At 72.7% G+C, this 18,424-nt stretch carries 12 protein-coding genes; 10 read left to right on the top strand and 2 right to left on the bottom strand.

Translation table 11 applies throughout. The features are described 5' to 3' along the window. Positions 1-205 precede the first annotated feature (205 nt). Positions 206-5,356 (bottom strand): type I polyketide synthase, encoded by a 5,151-nt coding sequence (locus OHA05_RS10570; protein ID WP_328860408.1) that lies wholly within the window; start codon positions 5,354-5,356, stop codon positions 206-208. A gap of 128 nt (positions 5,357-5,484) precedes the next feature. Beyond that, positions 5,485-6,795, bottom strand: coding sequence for a phenylacetate--CoA ligase family protein (locus OHA05_RS10575; protein ID WP_313946588.1), 1,311 nt, complete (start codon positions 6,793-6,795; stop codon positions 5,485-5,487). A gap of 274 nt (positions 6,796-7,069) precedes the next feature. Here OHA05_RS10575 and OHA05_RS10580 point away from each other — a divergent pair, with 274 nt between their 5' ends. Genes OHA05_RS10580 through OHA05_RS10625 form a run of 10 tightly spaced genes read left to right on the top strand, consistent with a single transcriptional unit; the run spans position 7,070 to position 18,418 of the window. Further along, the gene (locus OHA05_RS10580; RefSeq protein WP_327684497.1) at positions 7,070-8,107 is read left to right on the top strand and encodes a ketoacyl-ACP synthase III family protein; all 1,038 of its coding nucleotides are present in this window, start codon (positions 7,070-7,072) and stop codon (positions 8,105-8,107) included. An 11-nt stretch (positions 8,108-8,118) separates the two neighbouring features. Then, on the top strand, positions 8,119-9,738 hold the full coding sequence (locus OHA05_RS10585; RefSeq protein WP_328860409.1) for a (2,3-dihydroxybenzoyl)adenylate synthase: 1,620 nt from the start codon (positions 8,119-8,121) through the stop codon (positions 9,736-9,738). Between the two features lies 1 nt (position 9,739). Beyond that, a complete protein-coding gene (locus OHA05_RS10590) occupies positions 9,740-10,018 on the top strand; it encodes a phosphopantetheine-binding protein (protein WP_328860410.1) in 279 nt (92 codons plus the stop codon). Continuing rightward, entirely contained in the window at positions 10,015-11,499 is a 1,485-nt protein-coding gene (locus OHA05_RS10595; RefSeq protein ID WP_328860411.1) for an amidohydrolase family protein, read from the top strand. Before OHA05_RS10590 ends, OHA05_RS10595 begins: the two co-directional genes overlap by 4 nt. Beyond that, positions 11,496-12,272, top strand: coding sequence for a 2,3-dihydro-2,3-dihydroxybenzoate dehydrogenase (locus tag OHA05_RS10600; RefSeq protein WP_313946583.1), 777 nt, complete (start codon positions 11,496-11,498; stop codon positions 12,270-12,272). The genes OHA05_RS10595 and OHA05_RS10600 overlap by 4 nt, the downstream gene beginning before the upstream one ends. A gap of 54 nt (positions 12,273-12,326) precedes the next feature. Next, positions 12,327-12,992, top strand: coding sequence for an isochorismatase family protein (locus OHA05_RS10605; RefSeq protein WP_328860412.1), 666 nt, complete (start codon positions 12,327-12,329; stop codon positions 12,990-12,992). Continuing rightward, positions 12,989-14,875 carry an anthranilate synthase family protein gene (locus OHA05_RS10610; RefSeq protein ID WP_328860413.1) on the top strand — a complete coding sequence of 629 codons (1,887 nt, stop codon included), beginning with the start codon at positions 12,989-12,991 and terminating at the stop codon, positions 14,873-14,875. The genes OHA05_RS10605 and OHA05_RS10610 overlap by 4 nt, the downstream gene beginning before the upstream one ends. Then, positions 14,872-16,275, top strand: coding sequence for a 3-deoxy-7-phosphoheptulonate synthase class II (locus OHA05_RS10615; protein ID WP_328860414.1), 1,404 nt, complete (start codon positions 14,872-14,874; stop codon positions 16,273-16,275). Before OHA05_RS10610 ends, OHA05_RS10615 begins: the two co-directional genes overlap by 4 nt. After that, positions 16,268-17,032, top strand: a complete 765-nt coding sequence (locus OHA05_RS10620; RefSeq protein ID WP_313946579.1) for a 4'-phosphopantetheinyl transferase family protein — start codon at positions 16,268-16,270, stop codon at positions 17,030-17,032. Before OHA05_RS10615 ends, OHA05_RS10620 begins: the two co-directional genes overlap by 8 nt. A gap of 39 nt (positions 17,033-17,071) precedes the next feature. Continuing rightward, positions 17,072-18,418, top strand: coding sequence for an acyltransferase domain-containing protein (locus tag OHA05_RS10625; RefSeq protein WP_328860415.1), 1,347 nt, complete (start codon positions 17,072-17,074; stop codon positions 18,416-18,418). Positions 18,419-18,424 lie beyond the last annotated feature (6 nt).

Below are 18,424 nucleotides of genomic sequence, written 5' to 3' on the forward strand. Positions count from 1 at the left end.
TGCGTCGGCCGACCCGCCGCCTGTGCCGCGGCCGTGTCCTCAAGCGCCGGACGGGCTGCAATTGTTGCCCCGCACGACCAGGCGCACTTGTCGGACCCATGACGCCGGAGGGCCTCCTCCGCACCTCCCGGCGCACACCTCGGTGACAGAACCACCGAGTGGCGGGACGGTCTACGCGACCGGCCCGCCACTCAGTCGTGCGCTGCTACGACGTCGGCTGGTGCGCCGTCGTCGAGGACTCCGTCAGGATGCCCGCCAGGAAGCCCGCTATCTCGCTCACCGTCGGGTAGTTCCACAGCAGCGTCGCCGGGAGCGCCACTCCAAGGTCCCGCTCCAGCGCCACCCGTACCGCCGCCGCCAGCAGGGAGTCGACTCCCGCCTCCGTCAGGGGGCGGTGGACGCCGACCGCCGCCGGCTGCATGCCGAGGACCGCCGCGACCCGGCGGCGTACGTCGTCGAGCAGGTACGCCGCCAGTTCGTCGCCCGTCAGGCCCACCCAGTCCGGTACCTCCGTGGGCCGTGAGGCGTCGTCGCCCGCCAGTTCCGCCAGCAGGGCGGGGCGCGGGCCCGTGTGGCCGCGCAGCAGGCTGATGACCGTGACCAGCGCGCCCGGGGCTCCCGCCGCGGTCTGGTCGAAGGCGCGCAGCGCCTGGTCCGGGGCAATGTCGGCGGTGCCGCGGGCGGCCAGTTCGACGTCGGTCGCGTCGGCCGAGGTCGCCATGCCCATCCCCCGCCAGCTGGTCCAGGCGATGCTCACGGACTCCTGGGCGCCGCCGGTCCGCCGGTGGGCGGCGAGGGCGTCGAGGTAGGCGTTGGCCGCGGCGTACGCGCCCTGGCCCGGCAGGCCGAGGAGCGGGCCCGCCGAGGAGAAGAGGACGAAGAAGTCCGTCGAACCCGGCGGGAACAGCTCGTGCAGGACCAGCGCGCCCTCCGCCTTGGGCCGCATGACCTCGCGCAGTGCGCTCGCCTCCAGGCGGTGCATCATCGCGCTGTGCACGGTGCCCGCGGCGTGGACGACGCCCCGCACCGGCGGGAGGCCGAGCGCGTCGAGCGCGGCCCGGGTCGCCTCCAGGTCGGTGATGTCCACGGCGACGGTGCTCACCGTGACCCCGGCGGACTCCAGCCTGCGCAGCGCGCCGACCCGGCGGTCGTCGTCGGACCACGCGGCGCGCGGAGGCACCGCGGTACGGCCGAGGAGGACGATGCGGCGGGCGCCGCGCTGGGCGAGGTGCTCGGCCAGTTCGAGGCCCAGCACACCGAGGCCGCCGGTGATCAGATACGTGCCGTCGGCGCGGCAGCTGAACGGCTCGGCGTCCGGCACCGGCGTCGCGGGGACCAGCCGGGGCACGTGGACCGCGCCGTCGGCGACGGACAATACCGGCTCGGCGGGCCGCAGATGGAGCAGATTGAGCAGCAGCGCGGCGCTCACCTCGTCGGGCGCGCCCGCCGGCAGATCGACGACACCGCCCCAGAACTCGGGGTGTTCGCTCGCCGCCACCCGGCCCATGCCCCACAGCGGTGAGCCCGCCAGATCGCCGATCGAGGCCGCGTCCCGTACGCCCGCGGTCAGGCACCACAGCAGCGGCTTGCGGCCGGGCAGGGAGGCGACCTCGGCGACGATGCGGGCGAACTCGACCGCGATGTCCGCCGGTTCGGCGGCGGTCGGGGCGAACAGCACATGGTCGGCGTCGGTGACCGCGGTGGCGTCCACGCTCACCGTGGCACCGTGCGCGGCGCACGCCGGGACCAGGGAGCGGGCGAGATCGGTCGGGCCGAGCACCAGAACCGTGTGGTCGGGCAGCGCGGTGTGCGTCTCGGTGTCGACCGGGAACTGCTGCCACTCCAGCTCGAACCGGCCGCTGGTGCTCTGCTCCTCCCCGGAGAGGTCGCCGTCGAGCTCCCCGTAGTGCAGACCGCGCAGGGTGAGGACGGAGTCGTCCTCCTCGCCCTCGACGGTGCCGCGGATCTCCACGTGCACGGTCGTGGGCCGGGCGGGGTCGAGGCGGACGGTGATGGCGGCCCGGCGCGGCGGCGGGCCGGAGCGGGTCACCTGGTCGATGTGCGCGGGCATGCGCAGCACGCCGGGGCCGGTGAAGATGACCGACGCCATCGACAGGGCGGCGTCCAGGACGGCCGCCCAGCTGCGGTCGAGTTCGGCGGTCGCGACGGCCGTCAACGTGCCCTCGCCGCGGCGCAGTTCCTCGATCCGCCAGGGGTATCCCATGTCGGCGACGCCGAGTTCGGCGAGCCGCTCGATGACATGACCGGGGTCGAGCACCTCGGGGGCGTCCGCGTCACCGGCAGGCGCCGCGGGCTCTCCGCCGCCGACGGTGGCCAGGGTGTGTGTGGACCATGCCGTGTCGGGCGCGCCGAGCTTGCGGGAGACCAGCCGCAGGCCGGTGTCGTCGCGGACGATCTGCACCTCGCGGGTCTCCTGCTGCGGCACGACGACCGGCTGGCGCAGCCGCAGGTCGGTCAGGACGTCGGTGCGGCCGGCGGACAGGAAGGTGTTCACGAGCACGGCGGCCGGGACGATCTCGGTGCCGAGGACGGGGTGCCGGCGCGGATAGGGGCGGGTGCGCAGGTCGAGCGTGGTCTGCCAGATCCGCAGCCGGGAGGCGTGCACCGCGGTCTCGGTGCCCAGCAGGGTGTCGACGGGCGACTCGGTGAGCCCCCGGGCGTCGACCCAGTGCCGCTCGTGCTGCCAGGCCGTCGTCGGCAGATCGGCACGGCGTCCGGCGGGCTGGAGGACGGACCAGTCGACCGGCACGTTCGCGCAGTGCAGACGGGCCAGCGAGGTGAGCAGCGTGGTGCGTTCGGTTTTGTTGCGGCGCAGGGTCGGTACGACCAGCGCGCCCGGCACGGTGGCCGTGGTCTCCGTGACCGAGTGACTGACCACGGGGTGCGCGGAGATCTCCAGGAAGGTCCGGTGCCCGTCCTCGACGGCGGCCTGGACGGCATCGACGAACCGGACGGGGTTGCGCAGGTTCGCCGCCCAGTAGGTCGCGTCCTGCCTGCGGGTGGACCGCGGGTCGTCGAGCGCGGTGAGGTAGAGCGGTACGTCCGCAGTCCTGGCCTCGATGTCCGCGACGGCGACGGCGAGATCGGCGCTGATCTCGTCCATGTGCGAGCTGTGGAAGGCGACGTCGGAGTCGACCCGGCGGACGGTCCGGCCGAGCGCGGCCCACTGCTCGGCGGCCTCGTCGACGGCGGTGATGTCTCCGGCGACGACGGTCGAGGTGGGAGACGCGGCGATCGCGGCGCACAGGGTGGGGTCGGTGCCGATGATGTCGCGCACCTCGTCGAACGGCCGGTCCACCATGATCATGGCGCCGTTGCCGGCCACCTTGCGCAGCAGCGCGGAACGGCGGCACACCAGCCGGGCGCCGTCGGACTCGGACAGCACACCGGCGACGACGGCCGCGGCGATCTCACCGACGGAGTGGCCGATGATCGCGCCGGGGACGACCCCGTAGCGCCGCCAGACCTCGGCGAGGCCGATCTGCATGGCGAAGAGCATGGACTGGATGATGTCGACGGAGCCGAGCTCCCCGCTGGTGAGCACCTCGCGCGGGGTGAGGCCGAGCTCCTCGGCGTAGATGGGGCCGAGGCGGTCGATGGCCGCGGCGAACACCGGCTCATCGTCGAGCAGTTCGCGGCCCATGCCCGACCACTGGGCGCCGTGGCCGGAGAACACCCAGACCGGCGCGCGGGACGGGCCCGACGCGTCGCCGGTGACGACGGCCGGATGGGTCTCGCCCTCGGCCAACGCCCTTAGACCGGCGGTGAGTTCGTCCTTGTCCGCCGCGACGACAACACCGCGTCCGGCGAGGTGGGCCCGGCGCCGGGCGAGGGTGTGCCCGATGTCCGCGAGCTCGTGCGGCGCGAGGCCGTCGGCGAGCCGCGCGGCCTGCGCGGCGAGGCCGGGCTCGTTGGCGGAGGAGACGGGGTAGAGGGTGACGTCCGTGCTCGCGGAAGCCGCGCCCGTCCCCTCGGCCGCGCCCGAGGACGGGTCCGCCGAGGCGTCCGCCTCCTGAGTGGTGTCCACCGGTGCCTGCTCCAGGACGGCGTGCGCGATCGTGCCGCCGTAGCCGTAACTGGCCACACCGGCCAGCCGCGGACGGTTCACCGCCGGCCACGGGGTCGCCTCGGCGACCAGGCTCAGACCCGACTCGGCCCACGGGATGTCCTTGCGCGGCCCGTCGACGGTCAGGGTCGGCGGGATGACGCCGTGCTGCATGGCGAGCGCGGTCTTGATGAGACCCGCGACGCCGGCGGCCGCCTCGCAGTGACCGATGTTGGTCTTCACGGATCCGATCAGGCAGGGGCCCCGCCCGGGGGCACGGTCGCCCACGACCTCGGCGAGCGCGGCGGCCTCGATCGGGTCTCCGACCTTGGTGCCGGTGCCGTGCGCCTCGACGTAGTCGACCTCGCCGGGCGCGACGCCGGCCGCCGCGTACGCCCTGCGCAGCAGATGCGCCTGAGCGGTCGGGCTGGGCGCCATGATCCCGTCGGTACGGCCGTCCTGGTGCACGGCGCTGCCGCGGACGAGCGCGATGACACGGTCGCCGTCGCGACGGGCGTCGGCGAGGCGCTTGAGGACGACGATGCCGCAGCCCTCGCCCCGGCCGTAGCCGTTCGCGGCCTCGTCGAACGCCTTGGAGCGGCCGTCGGGTGAGATCGCCCCCGCGATGTCGAGGACGGTCGTCAGGCCGGGGCCCGCCATCAGCATGACGCCGCCGGCGAGCGCCACGGGCACCTCGCCGCTGCGCAGACTGGCGCACGCCTGGTGGAGTGCGACCAGCGAGGAGGAGCAGGCGGTGTCCACGGCGACGCTCGGGCCGCGCAGATCGAGGGTGTACGAAATCCGGTTGGGCACGCCGCACAGCGAGGATCCGATACCGGTCCACGCCTCGACGCCCGGCAGGTCCTCCAGGAGTCGGCGGCCGTAGTCGTCGGTGCCGACGCCGACGAAGACGCCGATGTCGCTGCCCGCGAGGCTCGACGCGGGAATGCCGGCGTGCTCCAGCGCCTCCCAGGCCACCTCCAGCGCCATGCGCTGCTGCGGGTCGAGCTGGCGGGCCTCGGTGGCGGACATGCCGAAGAAGGCGGCGTCGAAGCCGCTGATGTCGTCGATGAACGCGCCGTTTGAGATCACCCGCGACAGGACGGCGGCGTTCTCCCGGGACTGGGCGCGCTGCGGCGCCCACCGGTCCTCGGGTATCGGTCCGGACGCGTCGCCCGCGTCCATCAGCAACTCCCAGAGCGCCTGCGGGGAGTCGACGCCACCGGGGAAGCGGCAGCCGATGCCGACGATGGCGATCCGGTCCTCGGGGCTCGGCGGCAGGGGGGACATCTCACTCACCATGGGTCACCGCTTACGGGTCGGGCGTCGTCCGCTGTGGACGACGGGAGGACGGGAGAGGGCCGGCCGGGGCCGGCGGGGTGCGGACGGGCCGTCGGATGCGCGCAGCTCGGAGCGGCTCATGCGTACATGACCGCCTTGTCCCAGTCCTCGCCCTCACCGAACAGATAGCGGGCCTTGAGGATGTCGCGCTGTGCGGTGAGCGCCTCGGAGGGGACCAGCGTGCCGAGGGGAAGGCCGGTGATGCTGTGCGGTACGCCGAGTTCGCGGTCGATGAGTCCGGTCAGTTCCTTGACGGCCCGCTCACGGGTCGCGTCGGGGGCCTCGAACTCCACCCGCAGCACGTCCGGGTGGGCCATCGCGCGCCAGAACATCACGTCGTACTCGAAGGGCAGGCTGAACACCAGCTCCTCCAGGCGCTGTTGGGTGACCGTCGCGGAGCCGACGGTGTAGCCGGTGCCGGAACGGCCGAGCACCCGGACGGTCGGCAGCAGCCAGCCGCAGGTGCAGTCGGCGGTGGACACCTCGACGTCGTCGGCGAGGTTGTAGCGCAGCAGCGGCATGGCCTCGCGGTAGAGCGGGGTCACCACGAGCTGGCCGCGGCCGGAGTCGGAGAGTTCGCCGGTGGCCGGGTCCCACACCTCGAAGACGGCGCGGTCGGCCCACAGGTGCAGGGAGCCGTCCGGGCACTGGCCGGCGATGGTGCCGGTCTCGGTGGAGCCGTACTCCTCGACGACGGGGATGCCGCCCCAGATCTCGCTGATCCGGCGGCGGCGCACCTCGGTGAGGGGCTCGGCGGCGGTGAACATCGCCCGCAGGGCGGGGAAGTCCTTGTCGGGACGGAGGCCCGCGGCCTTGGCGGCTGCCGCGAGCATCATGATCTCGGTGGGGTTGCACCAGGTCAGCGAGACGTCCAGGGCACGCATCACCCGCACCATGCGCGGCAGCGGGGTGGCGAGCGAACGGGCGTCGCCGGGCACGATGGTGGCACCGCGCAGCCGGCCGGCGGCCTGGGCGAGGTGCGCGGTGATGACCAGGCCGTAGGGGGTGCGGACGAGGAAGGTGTCCGACGGATGGATGCCGACCCACTTGCGTGCGTACCGCTCGGCCAGGTCGGCCCAGTCGTCGTCCGTGTAGTACGAGGCGGTCGGGTCACCGGCCGTGCCGCTGGACTCGTGGTAGGTGGCCAGCTTCTCGCGGTCCACGGCGAGCATCCCGAACGGGTACTGGTCGCGCAGGTCCTGCTTGGTGGTCAGTTCGATGCCGGCGAAGTCCTCCGCACCGGCCGGTGCGCTGCGGCCCCGGTAGCGGGCGGCGTAGAACGGCGAGCGCATCGCCTGGGCGAGCACCCTCGGCAGCTCCGCCCGCTGCAACTGCGCGAGTTCGGCTGGACTTGACCAGTCGCCCGGTTCCGGACGCGACCACGACATCGGATCTCCCTCGTCTGTGCCCAGGGGCCGCGGGCTGTGGCACGCGGCGGCTACGCGCCCAGCACAGCACCGCGCCACACGGAGGGGCCCGAGTAGTCGCTACTCAATTCGGCCACCGCAACCGCCCCGTGGAGCGTGTATCGCCGCTGCACAGGACGGTGCGGGATAGACAGTGTCTAAGAGGAGGTGGATGAGTACCGCCTACTCATGAGGGCCGGGATCGCAGCTGTTGTGCTTGCCGCCAAGGCCACCCACCCACGAAGGAGTCGGCGCGATGAGGACCGAGAACCTGTATCTCGCCGGGATCGGCAGTCATCTGCCGCCCCTGTACCCGGCCGAGCGCGCGGTCGCGGAAGGTCTGTACGACGAGGCCGCCCGGCAGGCGTCGGGCATGCGGTCCGCGGCCGTCAGCGAGTCGACACCCGCGCCCGACATGGCGATCGACGCGGCCCGCGCCGCACTGGCCGAGTCCGGCCACGGCCCCGACGACATCGGCATCCTGCTGCACAGCTACACGCACCACCAGGGTCCGGACGGCTGGTCGGCCGTGCACTACATCCTGAACAACACCGTCGACCGCCCGGTGCCGGCCGTCGAGATCAAGCAGGGCTGCCTCGGCATGCTCGCCTCGGTGGAGGTGGCGGCCAACCGGCTCGCGGCCAACCCCACGCACGAGGCCGCCCTCATCACCACCGGCGACAACTACTCGACGCCGGGAGTGGAGCGCTGGCGCGCCTCCGGTCTCTTCGTGCTCGCCGACGCCGGCTCGGCCGTGGTTCTCTCACGGCGCGGCGGCTTCGCCGAGATGCTCGCCCTCGGCTCGCTGTCCGACTCCTCGATGGAGATCCTGCACCGCGCCGGCGAGGAGCTCTTCCCGCCCGGTGTCACCCGCGGCCGCGGACTGAACTTCGCCGAACGCGCCGAGAAGGTGCGTGAGCAGTGGGCCGCCGGACAGGCCCCGCCCATCAAGAACTTCGGCGACCGTGTCGCCGAGATCGCCGAGCGCACGCTCAAGGAGGCGGGCCTCACCTTCGACCAGATCGACCGGGTCTGCCACGTCGGCTTCGGCCGGCCGGCGCTGGAGGCGATGTTCCTGCTGCCGCTGGACGTCCCCGAGGACAAGGACGTCTGGGACTACGTCAGCACCGTCGGCCACACGGGCGCCGCCGACCTGTTCCTCGGCCTCGAACACCTCTGGCGCTCCGGCCAGGTCGGCCCGGGCGACAACGTCCTGCTGATCGGCGCGAGCACCGGCATGGAGGCGGGCGCCGCCGTCGTCCGCATCACCGAATCCGCACCCGAAGCCGAGTAGGAGAGCCACCCATGCTTGCCGGATGCACTCCCTGGCCGTCCGATGTCGCTCAGCGCTACCGCGAGCAGGGCATCTGGCGCGGCGAGACGCTCGGCACGGTGCTGCGCGACGCCGCGCGGCAGTACGGCTCCGCCACCGCGCTGGTGCACGGCGGCCGGCGGATCAGCTACACCGAACTCGATCGCTGGGCCGACCGGCTGGCCGCCGGCTTCCTCGAGCACGGGGTGCGCGCCGACGACCGGATCGTGGTGCAGCTGCCCAACGTGCCGGAGTTTGTGGCGATCTCGTTCGCCCTCATGCGGATCGGCGCGAAGCTCGTCTTCTCGCTGCCCGCGCACCGCGCGACCGAGATCAGCCATCTCGTGGAACTGAGCGGCGCCACCGGCTACGTCCTCCCCGAGACCCACCGCGGATTCGACCACCGCGACCTCGCGCGGCAGGTGCAGGCCGGCAGCGAGACCCTGCGGACCCTGTTCGTGCTCGGCGCGAAGACCGACGGGTTCGTCTCGGTTTCCGAGCTGGAACTCGCCGCCCCCGACGCCGAGCCCTTGCCGGAGCCCGACGCGTCCGACGTGGCGTTCTTCCTGCTCTCCGGCGGGACCACGGCGCTGCCGAAACTGATCCCTCGTACCCACGACGACTACGTGTACCAGGCGCAGCGCGCGGCGGAGGTGTGCGAACTGACGCCCACCGACACCTATCTGGCGGTGCTGCCGATCGAGTTCAACTTCGCCTACGGCTGCCCCGGTGTGATCGGCACGCTGATGTCCGGCGGCACCACGGTGCTCGCCGACACCCCCAACCCGCTGGACTGCTTCCCCCTGATCGAGCAGCACGCGGTCACCGTCACCTCGATGGTGCCCTCGATCATGCAGCTGTGGCTGGAGGCCGCCGAGTGGAGCGAGGACGACCTGAGCAGCCTGCGGCTGGTCCAGGTCGGCGGTGCCCGCATGCTGCGCGAGTTCACCGAACGCATCGCGCCCACGCTGGGCTGCTCGCTCCAGCAGGTGTTCGGCATGGCCGAGGGCCTGCTCACCTTCAGCAGGCCGGACGATCCGGCCGAGGCGGTGCTCACCACCCAGGGCAGGCCGATCTCGGACGCGGACGAGCTGCTCATCGTGGACGAGAACGGTGACCCGCTGCCCGCCGGCGGTATCGGCGAGCTGATCACCCGCGGTCCGTACACACTGCGCGGGTACTACGGCGTACCCGAGTACAACAAGCGCGCGTTCACCGAGGACGGCTTCTACCGCACCGGTGACCTCGCCCGGCTCATCGAGGACGGTGACCTGGTGATCGAGGGCCGGATCAAGGAAATGATCATCCGCGGCGGCGACAAGATCTCCGCGGGCGAGGTCGAGGACCATCTCCTGGCGCTCGACGGGGTGGCCGCGGCCGCGGTGATCGGCGTACCCGACGAGTTCCTCGGCGAGCGGATCTGCGCCTGCATCGTCGCGGAGGGGCCGCAGATGACGCTCGCCGCGCTCAAGCAGGCGGTCCACGCGCGGGGCGTCGCGGACTACAAGCTGCCCGACGCCGTCCGGTACGTGACCGAGCTGCCGCTCACCCCCCTCGGCAAAGTCGACAAGAAGGCGCTGGCCGCAACAGCCGCGTCCGAGCAGGAAGGCTGACGTGGACAACACCGACACCCGCACCCCGACCGAGCAGGATCTGCGTGAGGTTCTCGCTCCGCTGCTCGGCATCGAGCCGGCGGCGATCGACCCGGACGCCAATCTGGTCGTCCTCGGCCTGAGTTCGCTGGAGATCATGCGGCTCGTCAGCCGCTGGCGCAGGAACAAGGTCCCGGTCGAGTTCGACGCGCTCGTCGCCGCGCCGACGCTGAACGGCTGGCTCGCGCACTTCGCGGCCGGCGCCGTACCCGCCGCGGCGGAGCCCGAGGTGGCCTCATGAGCGCCGAGCTGATCACCGGCGGCACCGTCTACACGGCGGACGCCGAGGAGAGCGTGCACGCGAACGGCGCGGTCCTGATCGTGGACGGGACGATCGCCGCGGTGGGGGCGGCCGACGAGGTCGAGCGGGCCGTGGCCGCGCTCGACCCCGCGCGGAAGGCCGGGCTGAGGACGCGCGACGTCCGCGGGATGATGGTGCTCCCCGGATTCGTCAACGCGCACTGGCACGAGATGTTCGCCATGCGCTTCCCGATGCGCGGCGCGCTGCGGCCGGTCTCCGACCGCGACGACGAGGTCGCGTTCATGGGCGGCGGCGGCGACATGCACCAGATATCCGCCACCTTCGACCGCTTCGACGGCCTCATCGAGCAGATGACGCCCGACGAGGCGCAGGCCATCGCCGAGTACTCGATGTGGACCCAGCTGCGCGGCGGTGTCACCACCCTCGGCGACATGGGTTCGCTCAACCGCCCGCGCTCGATGGTCGCCGCGGCACAGCGCGTCGGTATCCGCTTCTCCGCGAGCACCTGGGCGAGCGACGCGGTCTGCGCCCCCGACCAGGACCGCTTCGTGCGCACCCGGGACGCCGACGGCGTCCTGGCGGACGTGGAGTCGCTGCTGCGGCTGGCGTCCGAGGACACCTCGGGCCGGCTGCGGTGCCGTCCGAGCGTCGCGTACGTCACCAACATGACCGACGAACTGGCGCGCGGCATGGCCGAGCTCGTCGCCCGCCACGACACCGGTTTCGCGACCCACGTCGGAGCGCTGCGCAACGAGGTCGACCTGATGCGCAGGTACTACGGCGAGACGGGCGTGCGCCGGCTGGCCGAACTGGGCCTGGTCGACGAGCGGTTGATGGCGGGCCACTGCGCCTTCCTGGACGAGGACGAGCAGAAGCTGCTGCTCTCCGGCCGCGCCCACATCAGCCACTCCCCCGGCAAGTACGGCCCGTCCGGCGAGTCGTCGCTCACCGAGACCGGTGTCGTCCCGGCGCTCCGTCGGCAGGGCTTGGACGTCTCCCTGTCGACGGACGGTTCCTCGATGCCGAGCGCCGGCATCGCCGAGACGATGCGTGCGGCCTGGCAGATGTACAACGAGATGAGCGCCGACCAGACCGAGGTGCTGCCCAGCGACGCGCTGGCGATGGGCACCCGGATCGCGGCCAAGGGGCTGCGCTGGGACGACGCCGTGGGCAGCCTGGAGACCGGCAAGCAGGCCGACCTGGTGCTGGTGCGTACCGACGACTGGCGCTACCTGCTGAACCCGCGGCCGCTGGAGAGCTTCCTGTGGCTGGCCGGTTCGGCCGATGTGGACACCGTGATCGTGGGCGGCCGCACGCTGCTGTCCGGCGGCCGGGGTGTCGAGGTCGACGAGGCCGGTCTCCAGGAGCGCTATCTGGCCGCGCTCGGTTCGTTCACCACCCGCGCCCTGCGGGTGCCGGACGAGGTGGTCGGGCGTGTGCTCGGGCGGTGGACCCGATGACCGGGCCGCTGTCCGGGGTCGCCATGGTGACGGGCGCCGCCGGCGGGATCGGTGCCGAGGTCGTCCGCGCGCTGGTGGACGCCGAGCTGCCGGTCGCGCTGATCGACCGCGACGTACCGGCGCTGTGGGAGCTGGCGGCCGAACTCGACGCGGCCGGGGCCCGGGTGCTCGCGGTCGCGACGGACGTGACCGACAGCGCCGACGTGGACACCGCGGTCGCCAAGGTCGAGGTCGAGCTCGGGCCGATCGAGTACCTCGTCAACGCCGCCGGGGTACTGCGCAGCGGCCCGGCGGCCGAGCTCAGCGACGAGGAGTGGGACACGACCTTCGCGGTCAACGCGGGCGGGGTGTTCCACACCAGCCGGGCGGTCGCCCGGGTGATGGTGCCGCGCCGGCGCGGGGCGATCGTGACGGTCGCCTCCAACGCGGCGGCGACGCCCCGGATGTCGATGTCCGCCTACGCGGCCTCCAAGGCGGCCTCCGCGATGTTCACCAAGTGCCTGGGCCTGGAGCTGGCCGGGCACGGCATCCGGTGCAACGTCGTCGCGCCCGGCTCGACCCGCACCCCGATGCTGACCGCCCTCCAGGGCGACGCCGCCGAGCGTGCGTCGGTCGACGGTGTGCCCGCCGCGTACCGCGTCGGCATCCCCCTCGGCCGGATCGCCGAACCCGCCCACATCGCCGACGCGGTGCTGTTCCTGCTCTCCGAGCGGGCCGCCCACATCACCATGCACGACCTGACCGTAGACGGCGGCGCCGCGCTCGGTGCCTGAGCGGGCCCGCGAGCAGACCCCCGCGAGAATCCCCGCGAGAAGAGGACACGACCAGTGGCGATTGCGCCGATCGACTCCTATCCCATGCCGCGGCCCGCCGAACTGCCCGCCAACACCGCGGCGTGGACCGTCGACCCCCGCCGGGCCGTGCTGCTGGTGCACGACATGCAGCACTACTTCCTCGCACCGTTCGCCGAGGGCGGGCTGCGGACCGAGCTGCTCCACGCCGTCGCCGGGCTGCGCGAGAGCTGTGAGCGTGCCGGCGTCCCCGTCGTCTACTCGGCCCAGCCCGGCGGTATGACCCCAAAGGAGCGGGGCCTGCTGCAGGACTTCTGGGGTCCGGGCATGTCCGCGGAGCCCGCGGACCGGGGTATCCCCGACGTCATCGCCCCCGGCGAGCGGGACACCGTGCTCACCAAGTGGCGGGCCAGCGCGTTCCACAACAGCGGTCTGCTCGAACTGATGTCCGCGCAGGGCCGCGACCAGCTCGTCATCTGCGGCATCTACGCCCACGTCGGCATCCTGCTCACCGCCTGCGACGCCTTCGCCCACACCATCCAGCCCTTCGTGGTGGCCGACGCGATCGCCGACTTCACGCCCGAGTTCCACCGGATGGCACTGGAGTACGCGGCCACCCGGTGCGCCATGACCGTGCCGGCCGCGGCGGTGCACGACGCGCTCGCGACGGCGTCCACCGTGTCCGCAGGAGACCCCTCATGACCTCCCTCGACGAACTGGCTGCGGGCGGACGGGCGTTCGCCGTGCTGCACCGCCCCGAGAGCGACCGGCCCGACACGGTCGACCTGCTGCTCGGCGACTTCACGGAGGCCGGTACGACGGCCGGCCTGCCGGTCGTCGACGACGGCGCGCCCGACCGTCACGAGACGCTCGTGCTGCTGCCCTACCGGGTGATCGGTGAGCGGGGCTACGACCATCACGACGACGGCGAGCCGCTGCTGGCGATGAACATCCGTGAGCAGTCGCGGCTGCCCGTGGACGAGGTGCTCGACCAGGTGCTGGCCTGGCCGATCGAACTCGCCGCGGACGAGGGCACCTTCGACCTCGACGACGAGGCGTACGGCGACCTGGTGCGCCGGGTGCTCGCCGAGGAGATCGGTCACGGCTCCGGCGCCAACTTCGTCCTCAAGCGCACCTATCTCACCGAGATCCCCGACTGGTCGGTGCGCACCGCGCTGGCGTTCTGGGGGCGGCTGCTGCGCGGCGAACCCGGCGCGTACTGGACCTTCCTCGTCCACACGGGCGAGCGGACCTTCATCGGCGCCAGCCCCGAGCGGCATGTGAGCCTCGACGGCGGGGTCGCCGTGATGAACCCGATCAGCGGGACCTACCGCTATCCCGACGGCGGGGCGAGCACGGCCGGGCTGCTGGAGTTCCTCGCCGACAGCAAGGAGACCAACGAGCTCTACATGGTCCTCGACGAGGAACTGAAGATGATGAGCCGGGTCTGCGACGACGTGCGCGTGGTGGGGCCGCGGCTCAAGGAGATGGCCCACCTCGCCCACACCGAGTACCGCATTGTCGGCCGCAGCGACCGCGACGTGCGGGAGATCCTGCACGAGACGCTCCTCGCGCCCACCGTCACCGGCAGCCCCGTGCAGAGCGCCTGCCGGGTGATCGCCAAGATCGAGCCCGCGGGCCGCGGTTACTACGCGGGCGTCGCCGCCCTCATCGGCCGCGACGCTGCCGGTGCGCGGCGGATGGACTCCGCGATCATGATCCGCACGGCAGACGTGGACGCGCGGGGCCGGATGCGGATCGGCGTCGGCGCGACGCTCGTGCGCGACTCCGAGCCCGCGAAGGAGGCGGCGGAGACCGCGGCGAAGGCGGCCGGGCTGCTCGACGCACTGCACCGGATCGCCCGGCGCAGACGTCCTGCCGGGCACAACGAGCATCCGCAGATCAGAGCGGCGCTCGCGGAGCGCAACCGGCCGCTGTCGGACTTCTGGCTCGCGCCCGCGACGCCCCGCCCGGCCGACCGCGGCCGGCTGCTGATCCTGGACGCCGAGGACACCTTCACCGCCATGGGCGCCCTCCAGCTCCGCTCGCTCGGATTCGACGTCACCGTCCGCCGGTTCGACGAACCGCACCGGCTGACCGGGTACGACCTCGTGGTGCTGGGCCCCGGGCCGGGCGACCCCCGCGAGGAGAACCACCGCAAGATCGCCTATCTGCGCGCGGTGACCGGCTCGCTGCTCAATCTGCGGGTGCCGTTCGTGTCGGTGTGCCTGAGCCACCAGGTCCTGTGCGGACTGCTCGGACTGCCGTTGCGCAAGCTGGACTTCCCCAACCAGGGCGTCCGGCGGACGGTCGATCTGTTCGGTACCGAGGAGCAGGTCTACTACTACAACACCTTCGCCGCACACACCGACAGCGATCTGCTGGAGAGCCCGCTGGTCGCGGACTACGTCGACGTCGCGCGCGACCCTGCCACCGGCGAGGTGCACGCCCTGCGCGGGCCCGGGTTCACGTCGGTGCAGTTCCACCCCGAGTCCGTGATGACCCGTCACGGCTCGGCCATCCTGGACAACCTGGTCACCGGCGCGCTCGCTCCGGTGCCTCACAGAGTGGAGCTCACGGCGTGACCACTCCCCTGGTCGGCGTCCCTTCCGTGCAGTCCGCGCCGAGCTGGCGCTCCCTGCCGGCCCGCCAGCAGCCGCACTGGCCGGACGCGTCCGCACTCGACTCGGCCGTGGAGACCCTGGGCCGCAGTCTGCCCCTCGTCTTCCCGCGCGAATGCGACCTCCTCAAGCGCCGGCTGGCCGCCGTCGCCCGTGGCGAGGCGTTCCTCGTCCAGGGAGGCGACTGCGCCGAGTCCCTCGACGCGGCGGATGCCGCCTCCATCGGCCGTACGGTCGCCACACTGCGGCAACTGGCCACGGTGCTCGGCCATGCCATGGCACTTCCGGTGGTCACGGTCGGCCGCCTGGCGGGCCAGTACGCCAAGCCTCGCTCGGCCTCCACCGAGACGAGGGACGGGACCGAACTGCCCGTCTACCGGGGCGACGCCGTGAACGGCTCCGCCTTCACCACGGCGGCCCGCACCCCCGACCCCCAGCGCCTCGTCCGCATCTACAACGCCTCCGCCGCCACCCTCAATCTCGTGCGGGCGTTCGGCATGCGCGAGCGGATGGGCGCGGCCGAAGCAGGCGACGGACTGCGGGAGTTCGCGGCCGGATCACCGTCCCGCGAGCGGTACGAGGAACTCGTCGCCGGGATCGGGCAGGCGGGAGGGCTCGTCGCGGCCGACGGTGCGCACACCACCGGCGATCTGTTCACCTCGCACGAGGGCCTGCTCCTGGACTACGAGTCCGCCCTGACGAGGACGGACGTCGACACCGGCAAGAAGTACGCGGTCTCGGGCCATCTGCTGTGGATCGGCGAGCGCACCCGGCAGCTCGACGGAGCCCATGTCGCGTACTTCGCCGGCATCAGCAACCCGATCGCGGTGAAGATCGGCCCGGGCATCGGCACCGACGAACTGCTCCAGCTCATCGACAGGCTGGACCCCGAGCGCGATCCGGGCCGGCTCACCCTCATCGTGCGGATGGGGGCCGAGCGGATCCGTGACGTCCTGCCCGACCTGGTCGCCAAGGTGACGGCCGAGGGGTTCCCCGTCGGCTGGATGTCCGACCCCATGCACGGCAACACGATCGGCGCGCCGTGCGGGCGCAAGACCCGCCGGTTCGACGACGTGCTCGACGAGCTGTCCGGGTTCTTCGAGGTGACGGGCGGCCTGGGTGTGCACCCCGGCGGCGTCCATCTGGAGCTGACCGGCGACGACGTGACCGAATGCGTCGGCGGCGCCCCGGGCCTCACCTTCGACGATCTGCCCGACCGCTACCGGTCGCTGTGCGACCCCCGGCTCAACCGGGAGCAGGCGCTCGACCTCGCCTTCCGGCTCGCCGACACCCTCGCCGGCCGTCCGGGCGGCGGGCGGACACCGGCCGGCGGACACCCCGGAGAGGAGCTGCGGCATGGCTGACACGACCACCCTCGCCGAACGGACCCCCGATGCCGGGACGGCCGCCGGTACCGGGGCCACCTATCTGTGGCTGCTGCCGGAGCACGCCGTCACCACGTTCGCCGCCGGTCTCGGCGGCGACCGGCTCCTCACCGAGGAGGAACGGGCCCGCGGGGCACGGCTGGTGACACCCGCCGCCCGGCAGCGGTTCCTGGGCCGCCGGCTGCTGTGCCGGTACGCGCTCAGCGACCGCACCGGCCGTCCGCTCGACAGCTGGCGGTTCACGACCGGACGCTACGGGCGCCCCGAGACCGAGACGGACACCGACGGTGTGCGGTTCAGCCTCTCCCACACGGAAGGCCTGATCGTCTGCGCCGTCACCCACGGCCGGTCGTGCGGCGTCGATGTGGAGGGGACGGCGGCCTCCGCCGAATCCGCGCACTACATCAGCAGGTTCTTCGCCGCCGACGAACTCCTGGAGCTCGCCGCGCTCGACCCCGCGGATCTGGTCGCCCGGGTGGGCGACCTCTGGGTCCTCAAGGAGGCCTACCTCAAGGCACAGGGCACCGGACTGCACCGGAGCCTCGCGGGTTTCTCCTTCGCTGCGCGCGGACCGGCCGCCGGGCGCCGGATCACCGTGCACGACACCGAGCGGACCGGCCCGTCCGCCGACTGGTCCTTCGAACTCCTCCGCCCGACCTCCCGGCACCTCCTCGCCCTCGCGATCGAGGGCGCGCACCCCGGGGCGCTCCACCAGACCTGGCTGACCAGCACCTGAGGGCCGCTTCCGGCCCGAGGAACAACGATGGGAAGACCGATGAACCGAGAACTGGACATGACTGTCGCCCTCTTCCCCGGGCAGGGCGCGTACCGCCCAGGCACCCTCAAGGGACTCTGGGAGCGCGGCGACGACGCCGTACGCTCCACCTTCGAAGAGGTCGACGCCGTCGCCAAGGACCGGCTCGGCCGCGCGGTGTCGCCGACGGTCTTCCAGCCCTCTCCGCCGAGCCCCGCCACGCTGCTGGAGACCGCCCCGGACATCCTCCAGCTGGCCGTCTTCACCGCCTCCGTCGCCACCCACCGGCTCCTCGCCGAGCGTGGTGCCCGCGCGTCGGTCCACGTCGGCCACAGCCTCGGCGAGATCGCCGCACTGACCTGCGCGGGCGCCTGGGACCTGGCCGACGCGGCCGCGGTGCTCTGCGAGCGGATCTCGGTCGTCCGCGAACACGACCGCAGCGACGGGAAGATGCTCGCCCTCGGCTGCGGACGGGGACGCGCCGAGCAGGTGGTGGCGCTGATCGGCCACCCGGATCTCGTCCTCGCGGTCGACAACAGCGCGAACCAGTCCGTCCTCTCCGGTCCCGCCGACCTGATCGACACGGCCGCGGCGATCGCCGGCCGGATCGGCATCACGGCGACGCAGCTGCGCTCGCCGCACCCGTTCCACAACCCGCTGCTGGGCCAGGCACGGCGCCGGCTCACGGAACGGATCGCCTCCTTCACCAGCCGTCCGCTCGAGGTCCCGGTGTACTCGCCGATTCTGGGCCGGTTCTACCGCGACGGGGACGATCTGGCCGAGTTGCTGGCCCTGCACCTGGTGACGCCGGTCGAGTTCGGCACGTCGATCTCGGCCCTGCACGCGGCCGGAGCCCGGGTGTTCGTCGAGACGGGTGCGGGCCGTGTGCTGACGGCCCTGGTGGAGCAGTCCCTGCCGGGCGCGCACGTGGTGGCGCCGCTGGCCGGGCGTGACGACGACGAAGGGCTCACCCGGGCGGCCGGTTCGCTGCGCCCGGCCCTGAGCGGAGCCCGGCCGACGGCCCCGCCGGCCGCCGTCACCGCCGAGCCGGAGGCCGCACCGGGCGCATCCGGCGCTCCGGTCACCGTCGACCGCGCCGACCTGGCAGCTCAGGTACGGGCGTTGTACGCCGAGGCCATGGAGTACCCCGAGGAGGTCTTCACGGACGACGTGCTGCTGGAGGCGGACCTCGGTGTCGACTCGGTCAAGCAGACGGAACTGCTCAGCAGGCTCGGTGACCGCTTCGGACTGGGCGTGCCGCCCGCCGGGCTGCGGGTCGCCGACTACGACACGTTCGGCAAGGTGGTCGACTTCGTGGCCGCCGGTGCCGCGGACGGCGCCTTCGCGGGAAGCGCGGCGGTCCGGTGAATGACC

This window comes from Streptomyces sp. NBC_00306 (assembly GCF_036169555.1).
Classification (GTDB): domain Bacteria; phylum Actinomycetota; class Actinomycetes; order Streptomycetales; family Streptomycetaceae; genus Streptomyces; species Streptomyces achmelvichensis.